Below are 22,462 nucleotides of genomic sequence, written 5' to 3' on the forward strand. Positions count from 1 at the left end.
CGCACGTTGACGACGGTGCATGAATGGGGCCGCCCCGTCGGTGACGCCAACGGCGTCTACGCCGACGGGAACGTACCGGTGCCGATCATCATGGTGGACACCGACGAGGGGATCACCGGCGTCGGCCTCGGGCCGCACGCACACCTCGACACCATCTTCGCCGCCATCGAAGGCGAGGATCCGCGCGGCGTGACGGCGCTCTACGACCGCATGCTGCGACAGACCTTCAAGGCCGGCCACGCGGGCGCCGTGTTCGGGACGATCGGCGCGCTCGACACCGCTCTGTGGGACATCAAGGCGCAGGCCGCCGGCGAACCGCTCTGGCGCCTGCTGGGCGGTCGCGACCGGCGGGTCCCCGCCTACGCCTCCGGCCTGGACATCGACCTGACAGATGAGGAACTCGTCTCCCTCTACCAGGTCTACGCCCGGCACGGGCTGCGGGCGGCCAAGCTCAAGGGCGGCCTCGACATCGACCGCGACCGGCACCGCCTGACACTGGTACGAGACGTCCTGACCGAGGCCGGGCACGGATCGCGACCGGGCCTGATGCTCGACGTGAACGAAGCCTGGGCCCGCAAGCAGGCGGTCCGGCACGTCCACGAGCTCGAACGCACCCTGGATCTCACGTGGATCGAAGAGCCGGTCCGGCGGTGGGACGCCGAAGGCCTGGCCATCGTCGGCCGCGGGATCCGGGCCTCGGTCGCCACGGGCGAGAATCTCACCGGGCTCGAGCAGTATCGACCGCTGCTGGCCGCGGGAGCCGTCGACATCGTCCAGACGGCCGCCGTCTGGGGGATCACACATTTCCTGCGAGTATCCGCTCTGGCACACGCCCATGACCTGCCGGTCAGTCCAATCGGCACCACCCCGATCGCCCTGCTGCACGCCGCGACGTCGGTACCGAACCACCTGATCAGCGAACTGCAGGACCTGCGGCCACCTCTCGGGGTGTCTCTCGACCTGACCGTCGAGGACGGCGCGTTCATCCTCGGAGACTCCGCCGGCCTGGGCGTATCGATCGACGAGGACGCGGTCACGTCGCTCGCCTGCCGCCCGGCCGACGCGATGGCGGCCGGCACCCCCAACGTCCGGCCCGAGCACGCCGGACGGCGACTGCTGGCGGTGGCCGATCAGGGCGCCGCCTCGCATCACCAGCTCACCCCCTAGTCGTAGACCCTCACGACCGGACGGCGAGGCGAACTCGTTCGCCGCCTCCCGTCCCTGCCCCCAACGTGCCGGATGAAAGGGAACACGCGTGCGTCCGTTACTCGTGCTGCACAGACGAACATCGGCTGCGGCGTCCGCCGCCTTACTGATCGCGGCCGGACTCCTCGTCGGCCCAGTCACCGCCCGAGCGGAGGCCATGACCGTGGGAAACCAGACGATCGTGGTCGCGCCCGTCGGGACCAAGAACGCCGACGACAAGGGCCCGGGTAGCGCCGGACGGCCGCTAGAGACCCTGGAGGAGGCACAACGACGGGCGCGCCAGGCGGCCGCGGAGGGCAACCGCGACGTCACCGTCGAACTCCTCGACGGCACCTATCGGCTGACCGCGCCGCTGCGGTTCGACGCCGCCGACTCCGGCCGGAACGGGCACACCGTGACCTGGAAGGCCAGGCGCGGCGCCAAACCCGTGCTGAGCGGCGCCAAGCCCGTCACCGGCTGGGTGCTCGACGACGCCGCGACGGGCGTCTACAAGGCCCAGGTCGGCACCGGATTCGACAGCCGGCAGCTCTACGTCGACGGCGTCCTGGCGCAGCGGGCACGCACCAAGCTGGCCCGCGACGACATCACGCTCAACGCGACCGGCTTCACCGTCAACAACCCCGGCCTCGCCTACCTGGCCACGCTGCCCGACCAGAAGCGCATCGACTTCCAGGCGATGCTGTCGTTCACCAACCGCTTCGCGCCCGTGCAGAGCATCTCCGGCTCCACGGTCGTCATGCAGCAACCGGCCTGGGACAACAACACCTACGGTTACGACACCATCCAGTCTCCGTTCCGCACGCCGACCTTCTACCTGCTGAACTCCAGGAGGTTCCTCGACGAGCCCGGCGAGTGGTACCTGGACCCGAGTGCCGGGACGCTCTACTACAAACCGCTCGCCGGGCAGGATCTCTCACGTGCGCGCGTCGAGCTGCCGCGGCTGGAGTCGCTGCTGCAGGTCGGCGGAACGTACGACGAGCCCGCCCGCAACCTGCGGTTCGAGGGCCTGACCTTCACCGGCACCACATGGCTGCACCCCGGCACTGCCGACGGATACGCCAACCAGCAGACCGGCACGTTCATCAGCGGCGTTCAGCCGCACCGGCCGGCCGACGCGTTCACCTCGTGCGCGGTCGGCTGCAAGGGATTCGAAGGAGCGCGCAACGGCTGGGCGCAGGCACCCGCCGCGGTGCAGGTGTCAGCCGCGGAGAATGTCAGCTTCACCGGCGACACCTTCGTGAACCTCGGCTCCGTCGGGCTCGGCATCGGCAACGACGCCAACGCCCACGCCAGCACCGTGGGATTGGGCGCGCACCACGTGACGGTCACGGGAAGCACGTTCACCGCGAGCGCCGGCGGCGGCATCGTGGTCGGAGGTGTACGGCCCGACGCCCACCACCCCTCCGACCCGCGCATGGTCAACAGCGACATCACGATCAGTGACAACCGGGTCTACGCGACCGCGCTCGAATACCAGGACCAGGACGCGATCTTCGCCAGCTACGTCACGCGGCTGATCATCGAGCACAACTACGTCTCGGACATGCCCTACTCCGGCATCGGCGTCGGTTTCGGCTGGGGCGCCAACGACCCGGGCGGCAGCCCCGAGTACATCAACCGCGGGCTCTACGACTTCCAGCCGATCTACGACACCCCGACGACCTCGAGCGATGTCCGCATCGTGGGTAACCATGTGCGCAACGTCATCCAGACGATGAACGACGCCGGCTGCATCTACACCCTCTCCGCGATGCCCCGCAGCACGATCGACGAGAACTACTGCGAGAACAGCGGGCAGCTCGGCCTGTACTTCGACGAGGGCTCGCGGTACCTGTCCGCGAACCGCAATGTGTTCGTCAACACCGCGGGGCAGTGGGCGCATGCCAACAACCAGAACGGCAACCACACCGGCAACCTCACCCTGACCGGAAACTTCGCGACCAACCCGGCCATCACCGGCATCGTCAACGGCCAGCGCGGCAACGTCACACGCGACAACACCGCCATCACCTCCGGCAACCTCCCGATCGCGGCCAGCGAAGTGATCCACAAGGCGGGCCCGACCGGCCAGTACCGCGGCCCCGCCGACCCGCAGCGCCCGCCAGTCGGCGCCTACCTCGTGGCCGAACCGGTCAGCCTGAACGCCGGTGGTACGAGCACGGTCACCGCCACGGTGGCGAACATCGGTGACAGCCCGGCTTCCGGCCTGCGTGCCCGGATCACCGTCCCCGAGAGGTGGCAGGCCGTGCCCATCGGCGAGCCGCTGAAGCCGGACCTCCCCGCGGGCGCCTCGGCCACCGTGTCGTGGAAGGTCACGGCGCCCGGGTCGGTCACGACCCCGGTCGACCGCGCGCCGGTCACGATGTCACTGACGTTCCAGGCAGGCAGGACCGAGTACGCGCTGAAGAGGTCGCTGACACTGACCGCGCTCAACCCGCTGACGTCCCTGAAGGGGTACGGCTCGGTGCCGAGCCGGTTCGCCGAAGCCGGATCCGCGTACGCCATCCTGACCTCGGGCACCGATATCTGGCAGGACGGCGGCGGGTCGTACGACGAGTACGGCGCCATCTACCAGGACGACGCGGTCGGAACCACAGCCACGGTGACGGCACGGGTCACCGAGATGGACAACACCAACTCCTGGGCCAAGGCGGGTGTCGTCATCCGCAACGATCTCACCGCCGCCGCGTCGTCGCCCGGGTACGCCGTCATGGTCGTCACCCCCGGCAACGGGGTCGCCTTCCAGTGGGACTCCAACGGCAACGGTTACCTCGACTCGTTCGGCACAGCCTCTGGGATCAAGACGCCGGCCTGGGTCCGCCTCGTCCGCTCCGGCAACGAGGTCAGCGGCTACTACTCCACGAACGGCACCGATTGGATCAAGGTCGGCCCGACCGCCACCCTGCCCGGCATCGCCGGAACGCAGGACGCGGGGCTGATCGCGACCTCTCACGCGGCCGGCGTGACAGGCCAGTTCAGCTTCAGCGACTTCTCCGTGAGCACGTAAGGAGTGCACCTGGTGGATGGAGACACCTTTCGCCGGAAGCGGAGGACCGCCTCCGGCGAAAGGTGTTCTCGCCACGTTCCTCAGGTCCGGGTCCAGCGCTGGTTGACGCCGCCGTGGCAGGACCAGATGACCAGCTTGGTGCCGTTGGCGGTGGCGTTGTTCGGCACATCCAGGCACAGACCCGACTGCACTCCGGTGATGGTGCCGTCGGTGTTGAGGCGCCACTGCTGGTTGGACTGTCCGTTGCAGTCCCAGATGATCACCTGAGTGCCGTTGGCAGTGCCCTGATTGTAGGCATCCAGGCACTTGTTGCCGTAGACCCGTAGCTCACCGCTCGCGGTGGGCGTCCACTGCTGGTTGACCTGGCCGTTGCAGTCCCAGATCTGCGCCTGCGCACCGTTGGTCTGCGAGGCGCCCGTGACGTCCAGGCACCGGCCTGAGCCGACCCCCTTGATCTCCCCCGTGGGCGTAGGGACGATGCCTCCTCCGGTCACGATGTACATGGCCGCCCCGTGCCCGGGCACCGACGCGCTGATCGTCCCGGACGAGGAGGACGTCGTGTGCGCCCACAGGTCGCGCACCGAGTAGGAGGACGCCGAGCCCAGCCCCAGGGCGGAGGCGGTGGTGGAGACCGTCGCGGTCGAGGTGCCCCGGTTGAGCAGGACGACCGCGACCGAGCCGTTGGACATGGGCTTGCGCCAGACCTCCAGGTTCCCGTTGTCGCTGATCTTGTGGCCCTGCCTGCCGCCCCAGTCCTGGTTGACCGCGATGACCTCGGTGTTCGTCAGGATGGACCGGGTCTCCGCGCTCATCGACCGGATGTCGTTGCCCGCGATGAGCGGCGCGTTCAGCAGCGACCACAGGCTGAAGTGCGCCCGTCCCTCCGTCGCCGTCAGCGCGCCGACGCCCACCTCCAGCATGTCGGGGTCGTTCCAGCCGCCCGGCCCCGAGTACGCCTCGAGCCCGACCTGCTGGTCCAGGATGCCCATGATGGAGTTCCAGTTCGCCGCGATGTCGCCCGTCGTGCGCCAGGAATTGCCCACCGGCATCCCCCAGGTCCACACGTTCTCCTGGCCCCAGTTGCACAGGCTGTAGAGGATCGGGCGGCCCGTGGCGGCCAGTGCGTCACGCATGGCGGTGTAGCGCTGCTGCCCGGTCCTGCCCTGGTGATCGCCGCAGTTGTCGTACTTCAGATAGTCGATCCCCCAGGACGCCCACAGGGCGGCGTCGCGCTGCTCGTAGCCGAGGCTGGCCGGGTACCCCGCGCACGTGGTCGTCCCCGCCGAGGAGTAGATGCCGAGCTTCAGCCCTTTGGCATGGACGTAGTCCGCCAGGGCCTTCATGCCGCTGGGGAACTTCTGCGGGTCAGGTACCAGGTTCCCGTTGGCGTCGCGGCTCTTGGTGGACCAGCAGTCGTCGATGTTGACGTACTCGTAGCCCGCCGCCGCCATGCCGCTGGAGACCATGACATCCGCGGTCTGCCGGATGAGGCTCTCGTTGACGTTACAGAAGAAGGTGTTCCAGTCGTTCCATCCCATCTGCGGCGTACGGGCGAGCCCGTTGTCCAGCGCGATGGCCGGCGACGACGTACCGCCGATCGCGACCAGGGAGCCGGCGGCCAGTAACGCCGCCAGCATCCATCGAATGACCTTACGCATCTGGCTCCTCTCAACACGGGATCGCTGAGCGCGCCCTCACCTGATCAGGAGGCGTCGCAGGTAAGGGTGGGTGTGGCCGCGGCGCCGTTGGCGGTGAAACCGAACGTCGTGGTGCCGTCGGGGGCGATGGAGCCGTTGTAGGCCTCGTTGCGGACGGTCACGCCGGCTCCGGAGCCGGAGCGGACGCCGTTCCACAGGTTGCTGATTGTCTGCCCGCCCGGCCAGGTCCACTCGACCGTCCAGCTGTTGACGGCGCTGGCGCCGGCGCGGACGGTGACGGTGGACTGGAAGCCGCCGGACCAGGAGTTCACGGTCTGCATCGTGGCCGTGCATTCACCGGTTCCCGGGGTGGGGGTGATGGTGGGCGTCGGACTGGGCGACGGGGAGCTTCCGAACTGGGAGAAGAACTTCCACACCTCTCCCTTGGTCCAGGTCGTGACACCACTCTCGGCGTAGGTCCCATCCACCGGACCGGGCATGTGACCGTTGTCGAACGCGGCCCAGACGACCGGATAACCGGCCCGGCACCCCGAGTAGGTGGTGACGATGTGGCTCCGGCTGCCCGAACTCGGCTCGGGCGGGTTCTGCGCGGTACAGCCGTTGTTGCGCACGAACCTGTCACGCAGCGACCGTCCCTGCGAGATGTTGAGCACCGTGTCCCCGATGCCATGCAGCCCCATGTACGCGACGGGCTGGGTTCCGCCGCTGCACCCGCTGAGCTGCGCGCCGGAGAAGACCGCGACCGCCCGGAAGACCGTCGGCCGCGAGCACGCGAGTGAGAAGCTCATCCCGCCGCCGTAGCTGAAACCGGTGGCGAAGCGCTGCGAGGTGTCGACACAGAGATCCGACTCGATGAGCCGGATCATGTCGTCGACGAAGGTGACGTCCTCACCGTTGGTATTCGCCCAGCCGTTGTTGAAGCCCTGGGGCGCGACGAAGATCGCGCCGTTGTTGGACAGCTGCCTGAGTCCGTAGAAGGACCAGGGATATCCGCTGGTTCCGCCGGAGTCGACGTCGGCGGCGGTGCCTCCTCGCCAGTGGAAGCCGAAGATCAACCGGTAGGGCGTGTTGTTCTGGTAGTTGTCGGGAAGCCGGAGGATGAAGGAGCGGTTCTTGCCGCTGGTCTGGATCGACTGCGTACCGCTCCTCAGCGTCGGGGTCTTGCCGCATCCGGCGGTCGTCGCGAGGGCGCCGGCGGGCGCCGCGGCTGTGCCGGAGTCGCTGCTCATCGCCGCACCGCCCGTGGCCAGTACGAGAAGTGCCGCGACAGCGACCGCGATCGTGGTGAATAGGGAGCCGCGTCCTGACATCAGGTAACTCCGATCTTGGTGCGAATTCCGATGCGTCTGGATGGAGGGCCGTTTGCTGCTCCCTTGTTCGGCGAGAGCATCGGCCGGCTTGGGGCTACTGGAATGAGGCGTCGTCGATGGAGAAGCCGTCGGTGCCCGCCGCCGTCTCGACGTAGAAGGTGGCGCCGGTCAGCGCTCCGCTCCATGACACGGTCGCCGTGCCGGTGAGCTGGGTCCAGCCGCCGGAGTTCACCGTCGTCACCGGTGTGAGCTGGAGATAGTTCGTCGTGCCGCCGGCGGTGACCGCCAGGGTCGCCTTCGCGCTGGGCGTGCCGCTCTGCGACCGCACCCAGACGCTCGTGGTGTAGCTCTTGCCGTTGGTGAGCTTGGTGGTCACGTCCTGGGTGGTGCCGTTCCATGACGCCGTGCGCCCGGTGATGGACAGCGCCCGCGCGCCGCCGTGCACCGGGTCGGTGACGGACGACAGGGCTCCGCCGGACGCGCCCCAGCCCGTCGTGCCGCTCTCCATGTCGCCGTTGGTCAGCAGGTTCCCGCCGGTAGCGGGGCCGCCGGTGAACTGCCACCAGTTGACGTTGAACAGGTTGCCGCTCCCGCCGGTGTACTTGAAGTAGAGGTCATGGGTGCCCGTCGCGCCGTTCACCGGGCAGGTGACGGTCGTCCACGTCTGCCAGCCGCCGGTGCCCGGCACGGTGCAGGTCCCCACCAGCGTGCCGTTGACGCCGTCGAGGTGGAGTTCGATCCGGCCGCCGCTGGTCGCGGAGGCCACTCGCGCGGTGAAGGACGTCGCGCCGGAGCCGAAGGCGACGCCCTTGACCTTGATGTGGTCGCCGTTCTCGATCCAGCCGACGTTCATGCCGCCCTCACCGGCGGGTTCGGTCTCCACGCCGGACGCCCAGGCGATCGTCTCGGCCTCCTGGCGAACGTAGGGGTTCAACGTGCCCACCTGAGGCGCCCCGGTCGTGGTCATATTGATCGTGGGGATGGTTCCGTCGGCGTTGTAGGTGAACTTCTCCACGGCCACCGAGCGGGTGAAGCCGCCACCGCCCGGCAGAGCGCCGTTGTGGTAGAAGAAGTAGGACCCGCCGTTGAAGTCGATGATTCCGGGGTGGTTCGTGAAGCTGCTGCCCTGCGTGGGCATGACCGTCCCGCGGTAGGTCCAGGGCCCGGTGGGGCCGGGGGCCGTCGAGTAACCGATGAACTCCGAGCAGCATTTCGCCGCGAAGACGTTGTAGTAGAGGCCGTTGCGCTTGTAGACCCAGGGCCCCTCTTCGTACAGGGTCGGGCGGCTGGTGTCACCGGTGCGGGTGCCGAAGCCCGCGGTGGTGAGCGGGATCTGGGTGGGGCTGCCGGAGTACGAGATCATGTCGGCGTTGAGCCTGACGTACCAGAGGTTGGGGTTACCCCAGTACAGGTAGGCCTGCCCGTTGTCGTCGATGAAGACCGTGGGGTCGATCTCACCGTTCCTGACCAGCGGGCGCCCGATGGCGTCGGTGAACGGCCCGGTGGGGCTGTTCGAGACCCCGACGCCGATGGCCATCTGGCCGCTCGCCCGGTCTTTCACCGGGACGTACCAGTAGAACTTGCCGTTCCTGTAGACGGCCTGGCCGGCCCACGCGTCCGCGCTCGCCCAGCTGAAGGTGGCCAGGCTCATCGGCGAGCCGTGGTCGGTCCAGTTCACCATGTCCGCGGACGACCAGACCCGCCACTCCTTCATGGTGAACCACGTCGAGCCGTCCTCGTCGTGTCCCGTGTAGAGGTAGACCCGGCCGTCGTGCACCAGTGGAGCGGGGTCGGCGGTGTAGATCGTCTGGACGATCGGGTTGTCCGCCCTGGCCGTGCCCGGAATCACCGTCACGGCGCAGAGCAGCGCCACGATCGCCAGCACGCCGAGCCTCGCCATGACGCCGAACTGAAGGGGGGATGCGACTTTCATGGTCACCTTCCGAAGTCGGGCGGGCGTGGGTGCGAGCCGCGGTGTGTCAGGTCCGGGTCCAGCGCTGGTTGGCGCCGCCGTGGCAGGAGTAGAGCTGGAGCCGGGTGCCGTTGGCGGTGCCCTGGCCCACGGCGTCCAGGCACAGCCCGGACTGCACCCCGGTGATGGTGCCGTCGGCGTTCAGTCGCCATTTCTGGTTGGCGCCGCCGTGGCAGGCGTAGATCTGGATGCCGGCGCCGTTGCCGGTGCCGGCCGCGTCGAGGCACTTGCTGCCATAGACCCTGAGCTCGCCGGCCGAGGTGGCGGCCCACTGCTGGTTGCCGCGCCCGTTGCAGTCCCACAGCTGCACCGCGGTGCCGTCGGCGGTGGCGGCGCCGGGCACGTCGAGGCAACGCCCGGAGCCGACTCCCTTGATCTGCCCGGCGGGTGGCGGAGTCGGCGTCGTGGTGGACGATCCGCCGTCCAGGCCGAAGAAGCGGATGGCGTACGCGGCCATCCCCGGTCGCGGCAGGTCGTGGCCGGCTCCAGTGATGGTGTACGCCTCGACCTGCCCGGAGCCGAAGACCCGCCGGGTCCAGCCGGATTGCGGGCTGTCAGTGGAAGCGGGGGTCTGGCTCAGTCCGTGCGCGTTGGTCCACTGGTCGACCTCCTCCTGCAGCATCGTGTACGGCAGCACGGAGTCTGCGGTGCCGTGCCAGGCCATCACGCGCGGGCGGGGCCCGGTGTAGCCGGGGTAGGCGTTCCTGACCAGGTCACCCCACTGCTGCGGCGTCTTGTCCCCGCACCCGGCGGGCCCGAGGCAACCGTAGGGAACACCCGCGAACGGCGCGCCGGCCTTGAACACGTCCGGATACGTGGCGAGCAGGTTGAGGGTCTCCATCGCGCCGGAGGAGAAGCCGGTGGCGAATACCCGCTCCGGGTCACCGTTGTAGCGTTGCAGCGCATAGGTCGCCATGGAGACGATCGACACCGGGTCACTGCCGCCACCGTGCCGCAGGGCTTCGTTGGACCACACGTCGAAGCAGTTCGACATGCCGTTGGCGCTCTTGTTCGCCTGCGGGTAGATGACGATGAAACCGTGCCGGTCGGCTAATGAGGCGAACTCGGTGCCCTGGTGGAAGCCCGGGGCCCAGCCGTTGCAGCCGTGCATCGCCACCAGGACTCCCGGGCGGGATGCCACCGTGTCGGGAACGTAGAGGTACATCCGCAGACCGCCGGGATTGGCGCCGAAGCTCGTCACTTCGGTCAGGACCGCCGCCGACGCTCCCGGCGCAACCGTGAGGAACACGGACAGAGCAGTGGCTAACGCCGCGGTCAGAGCCGCCAGAGCGGCTCCAATGCCCGCGCACCTTCTCGTGCGGGGTTCGCTTCGCTTCATGGGTTCGCCTCTCCGCTGTTAGCGCTAACAAACCGCTGGCCTGGTCGAGCTCCCCTAGGGCCGATGGAGGTGGTGGCGGGACGGAGCAAACACGAGTCAGAAAGGTACTGTCAAGAGCGCCTTAACGTGCAGTGGCCGACGGAGGTGGCGCCCGAGCGCGCTCACCTCGGATTACCGAACCTGGCCGCGCTCGACCTGCAAGAGCGTCGCCATGAAACTTTCATGCGAACCGCACCCGAAGAGCCCAGTCCGAAACTTTTAAGGGCCACCATTCCCCCTTGGGCCAGCACAAGCAACGCAGACGAGGGCAGGCTTTGCCGAAAACTTTCACCGTATCCTTGACAATTTTCGGCGAGCTTCACACACTGAGTGCCCGAGGTGATCTCCCCTACCGGCTCGGTGGTGCTCAACGTGGACTGCCGTCCCCGACACCTGTGGTGTGCGTCCCTACCGGGACGCGGCGTCGGCCCCGCGGGTGTGTCCCGCACGAACCCTTCCCCATGATTCGCATACGGAGGCTCAAGCATGCGTGTCAACGCCATGTCCCCACCTAACGACCGACGGCCGCTCGGCGCGCGTCGGGCGCTGATTGCCGGCGCGCTCGGCGCACTCGGCCTGATCACGGCACTGGCGACGGCGATTCCGGCCGATGCCGCGGAGAGCACGCTCGGCGCGGCCGCCGCGCAGAGCGGCCGCTACTTCGGCACCGCCATCGCCTCGGGCAGGCTCGGCGACTCCGCCTACACGACGATCGCCAATCGCGAGTTCAACATGGTGACGGCCGAGAACGAGATGAAGATCGACGCCACCGAGCCCAACCGGGGGCAGTTCAACTTCACCGCCGGGGACCGGGTCTACAACTGGGCCGTGCAGAACGGCAAGCGGGTGCGCGGGCACACCCTGGCCTGGCACTCCCAGCAGCCGGGCTGGATGCAGTCGCTGTCGGGCAGCTCGCTGCGCCAGGCGATGATCGACCACATCAACGGCGTCATGGGCCACTACAAGGGCAAGATCTACGCCTGGGACGTGGTCAACGAGGCCTTCGCCGACGGCAGCTCCGGCGGCCGGCGTGACTCCAACCTCCAGCGCACCGGCAACGACTGGATCGAGGTGGCCTTCCGCACCGCGCGCGCCGCCGACCCGGCCGCCAAGCTGTGCTACAACGACTACAACATCGACAACTGGAGCTGGGCCAAGACGCAGGGCGTCTACAACATGGTCAGGGACTTCAAGGCCCGCGGCGTGCCGATCGACTGCGTCGGCCTGCAGTCGCACTTCAACAGCAACAGCCCCTACAACAGCAACTACCGCACGACCATCCAGAGCTTCGCCGCGCTGGGGGTCGACGTGCAGATCACCGAGCTGGACATCCAGGGCGGCTCGGCCACCACGTACGCCAACGTCGTCAACGACTGCCTGGCGGTGCCGCGTTGTACCGGCATCACGGTCTGGGGGGTTCGCGACAGCGACTCCTGGCTCGGCGCCGGCGCCGCCCCGCTGCTCTTCGACGGCAACGGCAACAAGAAGCCCGCCTACACCGCGGTCCTCAACGCGCTCAACGCCGCCGACCCGTCCCCTGACCCTACAGTGACCCCCACGGTGACCCCGACCACGCCCGGCGGTGCTGGGCAGATCAAGGGCACAGCCTCCGGTCGCTGCGTGGACGTGCCCAACGCCAGCACCACCGACGGCACCGCGGTGCACCTGTGGGACTGCAACGGTCAGAGCAACCAGCAGTGGACGCAGACCTCAGCAGGGGAACTGAAGGTGTACGGCAACAAGTGCCTGGATGCCGGAGGCACGGGCAACGGCGCCAAGATCCAGATCTACTCCTGCTGGGGTGGCGACAACCAGAAATGGCGCGTCAACTCCGACGGCACGATCGTGGGCGTACAGTCCGGGCTGTGCCTTGACGCCGTCGGCGCCGGCACCGCCAACGGCACGGGCCTGCAGCTATACAGCTGCTGGGGTGGCAGCAACCAGAAGTGGACCTACAACGCGGGGTGAGCTTCACCGGCTGCTCACCCTGGCGTCTGGGCCTGCTGACCCACAACAGCTCCACCTGCTGACCGCACCCCGGGTGCAACCCTCCCTCGGCCCCGGTGGGGAGACCGAGGGAGGGTGAGCCACACCCGTCCGAAGCGGCCGGGTGTGGCTCAACAACGGTTTCTCACACTGCCGAGCGGTCCAGCCCCGACTCCGAGACAGCAACTTAACCCTAGATCCGTCGCAAATTACCCTGTTGCCAACCGGTAACTTCTGTGAAACTTTCACATGCACGAGCAGTGCGGCGCGATCTCCTTGGAGGCAAAACTCCAGGCGGGAAAGCGTTCCAATGGCAACGCCCAGGCCGGCGAGGGGTGCCCCTCGTTGACGCCGGGCCGGACCGTCGGATGTACTCCGCGACAACGCGCTCAGCGGAGGAGGCCACACAGCTCTCTGCAGGATCGGTTGTTAGCGCTAACAGCTTTCGTGGCCCATCTGCGATCTAGTCAAGGAGCCCTGGATGTCCCCCCTCATCCCCGGCGACGGCGCAGGACACACCGTTCGCTGGCATGCCATGGTCGCCACAGCTCCATATCAGTCAACGGCTCGATGCGCATCGACCCCCAGAACAGCCATGGCGGCCGCGGTTCCGCATAGCCCCTCCCCCCTGGCACCGCACGCTGCGCGTCGACCCGATCAGCTCCTCGTCGAGCGCCACGACCGCCAAGACCTCGATCTGGGTGACCTCACTAGCGAAGTGTTAGCGCTAACACAGCGTACGAGAGCGGCATCTCCACGCCGACAACCATGGACAGCCTCACCGAGTGCCTGACCCGATGAACACGTGACCGGCGGCGGCCGGTCACCGCCCCCATCTCCAAGGAGCTCCGCATGTCCTTGAGTCGTCGCCAGATCTTTCAGGCCGCGGGCGCGACCGCCGCGCTCTCGGTCGCCGGCCAGGTAGCCGGCGCATCCCCCGCTCTGGCCGCACTCCCCTGGGCCAGATCCGACATCGGCGTCTCGGCCTACGAGTTCGACCTCGGCCAGGTCCGGCTGACCTCCGGCCGCCTGCTGGACAACCAGAACCGCACTCTCAACTACCTGCGCTTCGTCGATGTCGACCGGCTGCTGTACGTCTTCCGGGACAACCACCGGCTGTCCACCAACGGCGCGGCGGCCAACGGCGGCTGGGACGCGCCCAGCTTCCCGTTCCGGTCCCACATGCAGGGCCATTTCCTGACGGCGTGGGCGCAGGCCTACGCCGTGCTCGGCGACACCACCTGCCGGGACAAGGCCAACTACATGGTGGCCGAGCTGGCCCGATGTCAGGCCAACAACAGCGCCGCCGGATTCACCAACGGCTATCTGTCCGGTTTTCCCGAGTCGGACATCACGGCCGTGGAGAACCGCACCCTGACCAACGGCAACGTGCCGTACTACTGCATCCACAAGACCCTGACCGGGCTGCTGGACGTCTGGCGGCTGATCGGCAACACCCAGGCCCGGACCGTGCTGCTGGCCCTGGCAGGGTGGGTGGACGCCCGCACGTCGCGACTCAGCTCAAGCCAGATGCAGACCATGCTCGGCACCGAGTTCGGCGGCATGAACGCCGTGCTGACGGACCTGTACCAGATGACCGGCGACTCCCGCTGGCTGACCACGGCACAACGGTTCGACCACGCGGCCGTGTTCGACCCGCTGGCCGCAGGCCAGGACCGCCTCAACGGGTTGCACGCCAACACGCAGGTGCCCAAGTGGATCGGGGCAGCCCGCGAGTACAAGGCGACGGGCACGACCCGCTACCGTGACATCGCTGCCAACGCCTGGTCCATCACCGTCGGCGCGCACACGTACGTGAACGGCTCCAACAGCCAGGCCGAGCACTTCCGCGCTCCCAACGCGATCGCCGCCCACCTGACCAGAGACACCGGCGAGGCGTGCAACACCTACAACATGCTCAAGCTCACCCGGGAGCTGTGGCTGCTGTCGCCGACGCGGGCCGACTACTTCGACTACTACGAGAACGCCCTGCTCAACCATCTGATCGGCCAGCAGAACCCGGCAGACGCACGCGGGCACGTCACCTACTTCACCCCGCTCAACCCCGGCGGACGGCGGGGTGTCGGCCCGGCCTGGGGCGGCGGCACCTGGAGCACGGACTACAACTCCTTCTGGTGCTGCCAGGGCACCGGGATCGAGACCAACACCAAGCTGATGGACTCGATCTACTTCCACAACGGCACCACCCTGTTCGTGAACCTGTTCGTGGCCTCCACGCTCAACTGGAGCCAGCGCGGCATCACGGTCACCCAGACAACCTCGTACCCGGTCGGCGACACCATGTCGCTGCAGGTCGCAGGCAACGTGAGCGGATCGTGGACGATGCGCATCCGCATCCCGGCCTGGACCCAGGGCGCGACGATCAGCGTCAACGGCGTGCAGCAGAACATCGCCACCACGCCGGGCGCCTACGCCGACCTCACCCGGTCGTGGGCGTCGGGCGACACCGTGACCGTGCGGCTGCCCATGCGGGTGGTCATGAAGGCCGCCAACGACAACCCCAACGTGCAAGCCATCACCTACGGCCCGGTCGTGTTGTCGGGTGACTACGGCAACACCAGCCTGTCATCGGCCCCGGCCCTGACCCCTTCCTCGATCGCCCGGACCAGCACCTCCTCCCTGGCCTTCACGGCCACGGCCAACGGAGCGTCGGTGCGTCTGGGGCCGTTCTACGATGCTCACGATCACAACTACGTCGTCTACTGGAACACCGGTGGCCAGGGCGGCACCGGCGCGGCGAGCTTCCGGCTGGTCAACGCGGCCAGCGGGCTGGTCCTCGGCATCCAGAACATGTCCACGGCCGATGGCGGCCTGGCCCTCCAGTGGACCGACAACGGCACCGCCGACCACGACTGGGTTCCCGTCGTCGACGGCAGTGCCCTGCGGTTCCGCAACGTGCACAGCGGCAAGGTGCTCGGCGTCGAGAACATGTCGACCGCTGACAACGCCCGGGTGCTCCAGTGGGGTGGCACCGGCACCGCCGACCACCGCTGGACGATCAGTGACGTCGGCGACGGCTCCGTCAAGATCCGCAACGTCCACAGCTCCAAGCTGCTCGGCATCCAGAACGGCTCGACCGCCAACGGCGCCCAGGTAGTCCAGGACTCCGACAATGGCAGCCCGGACAACCAGTGGCGGTTCGTGCCGAACGGCGCGCGGCGCATCCAGAACGTAGGCACCGGGATGGTCCTCGGCGTCACCGACATGTCCACGGCCGACGGCGCGCTCGTCATCCAGTGGGGCGACACCGGCACCGCCGACCACCTGTGGACGGCGATCATCGACACCGGCGGCTACCTGCGGCTGCGCAATTCCCACAGCCAGAAGGTGCTGGGCGTGGAGAACATGGGCACCGCGTCCGGGTCGCGCGTCGTGCAGTGGGCCGACAACGGCACCGCCGACCACCGCTGGCGGCTGCGCTATGGGGCGGGCGCCGCCTTCCGCATCCAGTGCGCCAATGGCGGACGGGTCCTCGGCCTCGGCGGCGCGTCCCAGGGCGCGCAGGTCGTGCTCGCCGACGACAACGGCGCGAACAACAACCTCTGGAGGTTCCTGTGAGGCGCGTGCTCGCGGTTCTCTCGTTACTGCTTCTCGTGGGTGTGTTCCTCACGCCCCAGGCGTCAGCGGCGACGGTCGACACCAACGCCTGGTACGTCCTGGTGAACCGCAACAGCGGCAAGGCCCTGGACGTCTACAACCTGTCCACCGCCGACGGCGGCCGGATCACCCAGTGGACCCGCAACAACGGCAACCAGCAGCAGTGGCAGTTCGTCGACTCCGGCGGCGGCTACTACCGGCTGAAGTCCCGGCACTCCGGCAAGGTCCTGGACGTCTCCAACTTCTCCACCGCCAACGGCGCGAACATCGTCCAATGGGCCGACCACAACGGCGCCAATCAGCAATGGAGACTCGCCGACTCCGCCGGCGGCTACATCCGGCTGATCAACCGCAACAGCAGCAAGGCCTTGGAAGTCCAGGGCGCCTCCACCGCCGACGGCGCCAACATCGTCCAGTACGACGACTGGGGCGGCAACAACCAGCAATGGCAACTCGTCCAGGTCGGCAGCAATCCGGATCCGGGCAGCACCTACACCAACCCGGTCGTCTGGCAGGACTTCGCCGACGGCGACATCATCCGGGTCGGCGACGCCTACTACTACTCGGCCTCGACGATGCACTACTCGCCGGGCGCACCGATCCTGCGCTCCTACAACCTGGTCGACTGGGAGTACGCCGGCCATTCGGTCCCGAGGCTCGACTTCGACTCGAGCGCCTACGACCTCAACGGCGGCCGGGCGTACGTGAAGGGTATCTGGGCCTCGACCCTGAACTACCGGCCCAGCAACAGCACCTACTACTGGATCGGCTGCGTCGAGTTCAACCGGACCTACGTCTATACCGCCTCCGCCGTCGACGGCACGTGGACCAAACGCTCGCGGATCAACAACTGCTACTACGACGCCGGTCTCCTGATCGACACCAACGACACCATGTACGTCGCCTACGGCAACGGCACCATCAGCGTCGCCCAGCTCTCGGCCGATGGGCTCAGCCAGGTGCGCGCCCAGCAGGTGTTCCAGACCCCGAGCAGCGTCGGCACCCTGGAGGGCGCCCGCTTCTACAAGCGCAACGGCTACTACTACATCTGGCTGACCCGCCCCGCCAACGGCCAGTACGTGCTCCGCTCCACCTCGCCATGGGGCCCGTACGAGATGCGCCAGGTCCTGCTGGACATGCCCGGCCCTATCTCCGGCGGCGGCGTCCCCCACCAGGGCGGGCTCGTCCAGACCCAGAACGGCGACTGGTACTACATGTCGTTCGTCGACGCCTACCCCGGCGGCCGCGTCCCGGCGCTCGCACCGATCACTTGGACCGGCGACTGGCCGACCGTGCAGACCGTCAACGGCGGCTGGGGTGTCAACTACCCGAAGCCGAACATCCAGACCAGCCGGACCGTGGCGTCCATGATCGGTCCCGACACCTTCACCTCGGGCAGCCTCGGGCACCGCTGGGAATGGAACCACAACCCCGACACCAGCCGCTTCTCCACCGGCAACGGCCTGCGCCTGCAGACCGCGACCGTCACCGGCGACCTCTACAACGCCCGTAACACGCTGACCCACCGCATCCAGGGCCCGTCGTCGACGGCGACGATCGAGCTCGACTACTCGCAGATGGCCAACGGCGACCGCGCTGGGCTGGCCATGCTGCGCGACCAGTCGGCCTGGATCGGCGTCAAGCGCGACAACGGCGTCAACCGGGTCGTGATGACCAACGGGCTGACCATGAACAGTTCGTGGCAGACCACCGGCACCGGCACCGAGGCGGCGAGCGCGAACATCTCGGGCGGCCGGATCTGGTTGCGGGTCAGCGCCGACATCCGGCCCGGTTCCGGCAGGCAGGCCCGCTTCTCCTACAGCACCGACGGCAGCACCTTCGTGAGCCTCGGCCCGGCCTTCACCTTGAACAACGCCTGGCAGTTCTTCATGGGCTACCGCTTCGGAATCTTCAACTACGCCACCCAGTCCCTCGGCGGAGCAGTGACCGTGCACCGCTTCGACCTCACCACCCCCTGACAGAAAGGTACAGACGTGAAATTCAGATCCCTGGCCGTCCTCGCGACGCTGGCCACCTTACTGGCGAGCCTGTTCGTCGCCCTTCAGACGCAGTCCGCCAACGCGGCCACCGTCGACACCACCGCCTGGTACGTCCTGGTCAACCGCAACAGCGGCAAGGCCCTGGACGTCTACAACCTCGCGACGAACGACGGCGCCCGCATCACCCAGTGGACCCGCAACGACGGCAACCAGCAGCAGTGGCAGTTCGTCGACTCCGGCGGAGGCTACTACCGCATCAAGTCCCGCCACTCCGGCAAGATGCTCGACGTCTATAACTGGTCCACCGCCAACGGCGGCGCGATCGTGCAATGGTCCGACACCAACGGCACCAACCAGCAGTGGCGGCTGGCCGACAGCTCGGACGGCCATGTGAGGTTCATCTCGCGCCACAGCAACAAGGCCCTGGAGGTCCAGGGCGCCTCCACCGCCGACGGCGCCAACATCGTCCAGTACGACGACTGGGGCGGCGCCAACCAGCAGTGGCAGCTCGTCAAGGTCGATGGCGGCGGCAACCCGGGGCAATGTGATCTTCCGTCGACGTACCGCTGGACCTCGACGGGCGCGCTGGCGCAGCCGAAGTCGGGCTGGGTCTCGCTCAAGGACTTCACCGTCGCCCCTTACAACGGCAGGCACCTCGTCTACGCCACGACGCACGACTTCGGCACGAGCTGGGGCTCGATGAACTTCAGCCTCTTCACCAACTGGTCCGAGATGGCCTCGGCCAGCCAGAACACGATGAACTCCTCGACTGTCGCGCCCACGCTCCTCTACTTCGCCCCCAAGAACATCTGGGTGCTCGCCTACCAGTGGGGCGGGACCGCCTTCTCCTACAGGACCTCCAGCGACCCCACCAACCCGAATGGCTGGTCAGCGCAGCAGGTGCTCTCCACCGCGAGCATCTCAGGCTCCGGAACAGGCCCCATCGACCAGACGCTCATCGGTGACAGCACGAACATGTACCTGTTCTTCGCCGGGGACAACGGCAAGATCTACCGGGCCAGCATGCCCATCGGGAACTTCCCGGGCAGTTTCGGCACCACAGCGACGGTGATCATGAGCGACACGACGAACAACCTGTTCGAAGCCGTTCAGGTCTACAAGCTCCAGGGCCAGAACAAATACCTCATGATCGTCGAGGCGATCGGCTCCCAGGGCCGCTACTTCCGCTCGTTCACCGCCACCAGCCTGAACGGTTCCTGGACACCCCAGGCCGCCACCGAGAGCAACCCCTTCGCCGGCAAGGCCAACAGCGGCGCCACCTGGACCAACGACATCAGCCACGGCGAACTGATCCGCACCAGCGCCGACCAGACCATGACCGTCGATCCCTGCAACCTGCAACTGCTCTACCAGGGACGCAGCCCCAACTCCGGCGGCGACTACGGCCTCCTGCCCTACCGGCCGGGCCTGCTGACACTGCAGCGCTAATGGCGTGACACGGGTCCGGCTCGAAGTGGAGCCGGCGTGGCGGGCTCGGTGCACGGCCGAGCCCGCGCGGGTCACCAGACGTCTCAGCGCTCATACAGCTGACGGAGCGAGGGGTCGGGCAACGCTCCGAGCCCGAGGGTCACCCTCGAAAGGATCACCATGAGAATGGCCAGAGCTACCGCCAGCTCACCCCCGCGCAGACGGTCAACACCAACGGCTGGACCCAACTCACCGGCACCGCGACCGTCTCCTGGACCGGGACGCTGACCAACGCCTCCTTCTACGTCGAGACGGCCGCGGGCACCGATGGCCTCTACATCGACGACGCCTCCTTCCACTGAAAGGAGCCGCGCCATGTCAAGACACCCCGCCCCGGGCACCGCAGGCAGGACGCTCTTCGGCTTCATCGCCAACCGCAGCGCGGCCACCCCGACGGTTGCCTGAGCCCTGAGCACCGGGTTCATGGGGTGGCCAGCCCACCCCATGGGTCCGGCCTTCGATTCACTGAGGAGCGATCTCCATGAGCAGGAAACGAACCCGCGCGCTGCTGACCATGGTGGCCCTGGCCGTGGCGCTCACGCCCGCCACCCAGGCTCAAGCGCTGGACAACGGCGTGGGCCGCACCCCGCCGATGGGGTGGAATACCTGGAACACGTTCGGTTGCAACATCAACGAGACGCTGATCCGGCAGACCGCCGACGCGCTCGTCAGCTCCGGCATGCGCGACCTCGGATATCAGTACGTCGTAGTCGACGACTGCTGGTTCGATCCCAACCGCGACTCGGCCGGCAACCTGCAGGCCAACCCGTCGCGATTCCCGAGCGGTATGAAGACGCTCGGCGACTACCTGCACGCCAGGGGCCTGAAGTTCGGTCTCTACCAGGCGCCCCTGGACCGTACCTGCGCCCAGTACTTCGGCTCCTATCCGGGCGCGACCGGCAGTCTCAACCACGAGGTCCAGGACGCCCAGCAGTTCGCCGCCTGGGGCGTCGACTATCTCAAGTACGACTGGTGCTCACCCACCGGCACCATCGACGACCAGGTACGCACCTTCGCGAAGATGCGCGACGCCCTGGCGGCCACCGGACGGCCGATCCTCTACAGCATCAACCCCAACAGCATCCATGAGAAGACCGGCCCGCAGCGGAACTGGGGTGACGTCGCCAACATCTGGCGCACGACCGAGGACATCACCAACGTCTGGAACTCCGGTCAGACCAACGGCTACCCGATGGGCATCCAGAACATCGTCAACGTCAACGCGCCCCTGTCGGGCTACGCCAAGCCGGGGCAGTTCAACGATCCCGACATGATGGTGGTCGGCCGGGGCGGCATGACCGACACCGAGATGCGCAGCCACTTCGCTCTGTGGGCCATCATGGCCGCGCCTCTGATCGCGGGCAACGACATGAGGAACATGGACGCCGCGACCGCCACGATCATGAAGAACCAGAATCTGATCGCCATCAATCAGGACCCGCTAGGCCTCCAGGCGACCCAGATCAGCAACGACGGCACCCGCCGCATCCTGGCCAAACGGCTGAGCAACGGCGACGTCGCGGTCGCGCTGTTCAACCAGGGCGGCAGCACGACGACGATGAGCACCACCACCTCGGCGATCGGCTTGTCCGGCAGCTCCTTCAGCCTGCGTGAGGCCTGGACGAACGCCGTCACCTCGACGACCGGGGCCATCTCGGCGAGCGTGCCGTCCCATGGCACCGTCGTGTTCCGGGTCAGCGGCGGAACGCCCAACCCCGCGTCCCAGATCCAGGGCGTGGGGTCCGGAAGATGCCTCGACGTCACCGAAGCCTCCCAGACCAACGGAACCCGGGTGGAGATCTGGGACTGCCACGGTCAGAGCAACCAGCAGTGGACCTCCACGGCAGCCGGTGAACTGCGGGTTTACGGAAGCAAGTGCCTCGACGTGAACAACAACGGCACCGCCGACGGCACCAGCGTGATCATTTGGGACTGCAATGGCCAGAACAACCAGAAGTGGCGCTTCAACACCGACGGAAGCATCACCGCCCTCGGCGCGAACAAGTGCCTGGACGTACCCAGCAACTCCACGGCCAACGGCGTCTACCTCCAGATCTGGACGTGCAACGGCGCCGCCAACCAACGGTGGACCCGCGTCTGATCATCTTCTCGAGAAGGAGAATCGAGATGTCTGACTTCTCGCGCAGACAGATCCTGAGACGACCGCGACTGTGGGCGAATGGCGCTGTGCCGGGAGTGGCCATCGCCACGAAGAAGCCTTCTGGGCCGAGGTAGCTCGCCAACGTATCGCCACCGCTCGCAAGATCGCACGAGAACGAATTCGCGAAGACGGGTAGAGCCGCTTCCTCTAGACCTAGAGAGACCGACCTCTAGGTCTAGAGGCTCGCCTAGAGGCTCTTAATCTCGCCGGGCTCCTTCGGGCCAGATCACCCGCACAGGGACCTCCCGCCGCCGGGCCTCGGCCACCACATCAGCAGTGCCTCCATAGCCTCGGGCGGGCTGCCCGTCCCATACGGCGAACAACACATCGGCGTCGTCCAGCATGCGCGCGCTGGCCGTCATATGGGACTCCGAGGTGGACTCCACAAAGTCCAGCCTGTGAGTCCGGATCGCCCGGCCCAGCAACTCGTCGTAAGCGGCATGGCACTCTCGCGGCAGCCCGTCTCGGTACTCCTTGGCCGGGATGACTGCCTCGAGCGCTCCACCGACAGCGAGCACTCCACGGGCGAAAATCTGATCGGCTCCGTCCGCCAGACAGGACAACCCGCAGATGTCGGGGAGGTAATCCGCGAGCGCCTCACATATCGCCCGATCGATCAGTACAGCAGTCTCTTCCGGAAGGCTCCGGTGGCCGGAGACAGCGATGCGGACCATGATC

The 22,462-nt window shown here is 67.5% G+C and carries 12 protein-coding genes; 7 read left to right on the forward strand and 5 right to left on the reverse strand.

Annotated elements, in window-relative coordinates:
• Window positions 1-15: 15 nt before the first annotated feature.
• Window positions 16-1,167, forward strand: a complete 1,152-nt coding sequence (locus Q9G87_RS07760; protein ID WP_305915520.1) for a mandelate racemase/muconate lactonizing enzyme family protein — start codon at window positions 16-18, stop codon at window positions 1,165-1,167.
• 88 nt (window positions 1,168-1,255) lie between these two features.
• Entirely contained in the window at window positions 1,256-4,213 is a 2,958-nt protein-coding gene (locus tag Q9G87_RS07765; protein WP_305915521.1) for an NEW3 domain-containing protein, read from the forward strand.
• A gap of 80 nt (window positions 4,214-4,293) precedes the next feature.
• Here the strand turns inward: Q9G87_RS07765 and Q9G87_RS07770 are convergent, their stop codons facing one another.
• The 4 genes from Q9G87_RS07770 to Q9G87_RS07785 all read right to left on the reverse strand — a co-directional run bounded on the left by Q9G87_RS07770 (window position 4,294) and on the right by Q9G87_RS07785 (window position 10,492).
• Window positions 4,294-5,871 carry a glycoside hydrolase family 27 protein gene (locus tag Q9G87_RS07770; protein WP_305915522.1) on the reverse strand — a complete coding sequence of 526 codons (1,578 nt, stop codon included), beginning with the start codon at window positions 5,869-5,871 and terminating at the stop codon, window positions 4,294-4,296.
• 44 nt (window positions 5,872-5,915) lie between these two features.
• Window positions 5,916-7,181: a cellulose binding domain-containing protein gene (locus Q9G87_RS07775; protein WP_305915523.1), complete on the reverse strand. Its 1,266-nt coding sequence runs from the start codon at window positions 7,179-7,181 to the stop codon at window positions 5,916-5,918.
• A gap of 94 nt (window positions 7,182-7,275) precedes the next feature.
• On the reverse strand, window positions 7,276-9,114 hold the full coding sequence (locus Q9G87_RS07780) for a family 43 glycosylhydrolase (protein ID WP_305915524.1): 1,839 nt from the start codon (window positions 9,112-9,114) through the stop codon (window positions 7,276-7,278).
• Between the two features lie 46 nt (window positions 9,115-9,160).
• Window positions 9,161-10,492: an extracellular catalytic domain type 1 short-chain-length polyhydroxyalkanoate depolymerase gene (locus tag Q9G87_RS07785; RefSeq protein ID WP_305915525.1), complete on the reverse strand. Its 1,332-nt coding sequence runs from the start codon at window positions 10,490-10,492 to the stop codon at window positions 9,161-9,163.
• A 525-nt stretch (window positions 10,493-11,017) separates the two neighbouring features.
• On the opposite strand from Q9G87_RS07785, the gene Q9G87_RS07790 reads away from it, so the two are divergent.
• From Q9G87_RS07790 to Q9G87_RS07810, 5 genes are all read left to right on the forward strand, one after another.
• Window positions 11,018-12,499, forward strand: coding sequence for an endo-1,4-beta-xylanase (locus Q9G87_RS07790; protein WP_305915526.1), 1,482 nt, complete (start codon window positions 11,018-11,020; stop codon window positions 12,497-12,499).
• 870 nt (window positions 12,500-13,369) lie between these two features.
• Window positions 13,370-16,096, forward strand: coding sequence for a beta-L-arabinofuranosidase domain-containing protein (locus tag Q9G87_RS07795; RefSeq protein ID WP_305915527.1), 2,727 nt, complete (start codon window positions 13,370-13,372; stop codon window positions 16,094-16,096).
• Window positions 16,093-18,114: an RICIN domain-containing protein gene (locus Q9G87_RS07800; RefSeq protein WP_305915528.1), complete on the forward strand. Its 2,022-nt coding sequence runs from the start codon at window positions 16,093-16,095 to the stop codon at window positions 18,112-18,114. Before Q9G87_RS07795 ends, Q9G87_RS07800 begins: the two co-directional genes overlap by 4 nt.
• Before the next feature lie 15 nt (window positions 18,115-18,129).
• A complete protein-coding gene (locus Q9G87_RS07805; RefSeq protein ID WP_371825744.1) occupies window positions 18,130-19,584 on the forward strand; it encodes a non-reducing end alpha-L-arabinofuranosidase family hydrolase in 1,455 nt (484 codons plus the stop codon).
• A 520-nt stretch (window positions 19,585-20,104) separates the two neighbouring features.
• Complete coding sequence (locus tag Q9G87_RS07810) at window positions 20,105-21,724, forward strand: glycoside hydrolase family 27 protein (RefSeq protein ID WP_305915529.1); 1,620 nt, start codon at window positions 20,105-20,107, stop codon at window positions 21,722-21,724.
• A gap of 257 nt (window positions 21,725-21,981) precedes the next feature.
• Here the strand turns inward: Q9G87_RS07810 and Q9G87_RS07815 are convergent, their stop codons facing one another.
• Window positions 21,982-22,458 carry a hypothetical protein gene (locus Q9G87_RS07815; RefSeq protein WP_305915530.1) on the reverse strand — a complete coding sequence of 159 codons (477 nt, stop codon included), beginning with the start codon at window positions 22,456-22,458 and terminating at the stop codon, window positions 21,982-21,984.
• Window positions 22,459-22,462: the final 4 nt, after the last annotated feature.

It is taken from the genome of Nonomuraea turcica (assembly GCF_030718205.1).
Taxonomy (GTDB): domain Bacteria; phylum Actinomycetota; class Actinomycetes; order Streptosporangiales; family Streptosporangiaceae; genus Nonomuraea.

What these genes read in the sequence shown, in the direction of transcription:
- Q9G87_RS07770 (WP_305915522.1), bottom strand. Translation starts at nt 5,871, where the DNA reads ATGCGTAAGGTCATTCGATGGATGCTGGCGGCGTTACTGGCCGCCGGC.
- Q9G87_RS07775 (WP_305915523.1), bottom strand. Translation starts at nt 7,181, where the DNA reads ATGTCAGGACGCGGCTCCCTATTCACCACGATCGCGGTCGCTGTCGCG.
- Q9G87_RS07780 (WP_305915524.1), bottom strand. Translation starts at nt 9,114, where the DNA reads ATGAAAGTCGCATCCCCCCTTCAGTTCGGCGTCATGGCGAGGCTCGGC.
- Q9G87_RS07785 (WP_305915525.1), bottom strand. Translation starts at nt 10,492, where the DNA reads ATGAAGCGAAGCGAACCCCGCACGAGAAGGTGCGCGGGCATTGGAGCC.
- Q9G87_RS07790 (WP_305915526.1), top strand. Translation starts at nt 11,018, where the DNA reads ATGCGTGTCAACGCCATGTCCCCACCTAACGACCGACGGCCGCTCGGC.
- Q9G87_RS07795 (WP_305915527.1), top strand. Translation starts at nt 13,370, where the DNA reads ATGTCCTTGAGTCGTCGCCAGATCTTTCAGGCCGCGGGCGCGACCGCC.
- Q9G87_RS07810 (WP_305915529.1), top strand. Translation starts at nt 20,105, where the DNA reads ATGAGCAGGAAACGAACCCGCGCGCTGCTGACCATGGTGGCCCTGGCC.
- Q9G87_RS07815 (WP_305915530.1), bottom strand. Translation starts at nt 22,458, where the DNA reads ATGGTCCGCATCGCTGTCTCCGGCCACCGGAGCCTTCCGGAAGAGACT.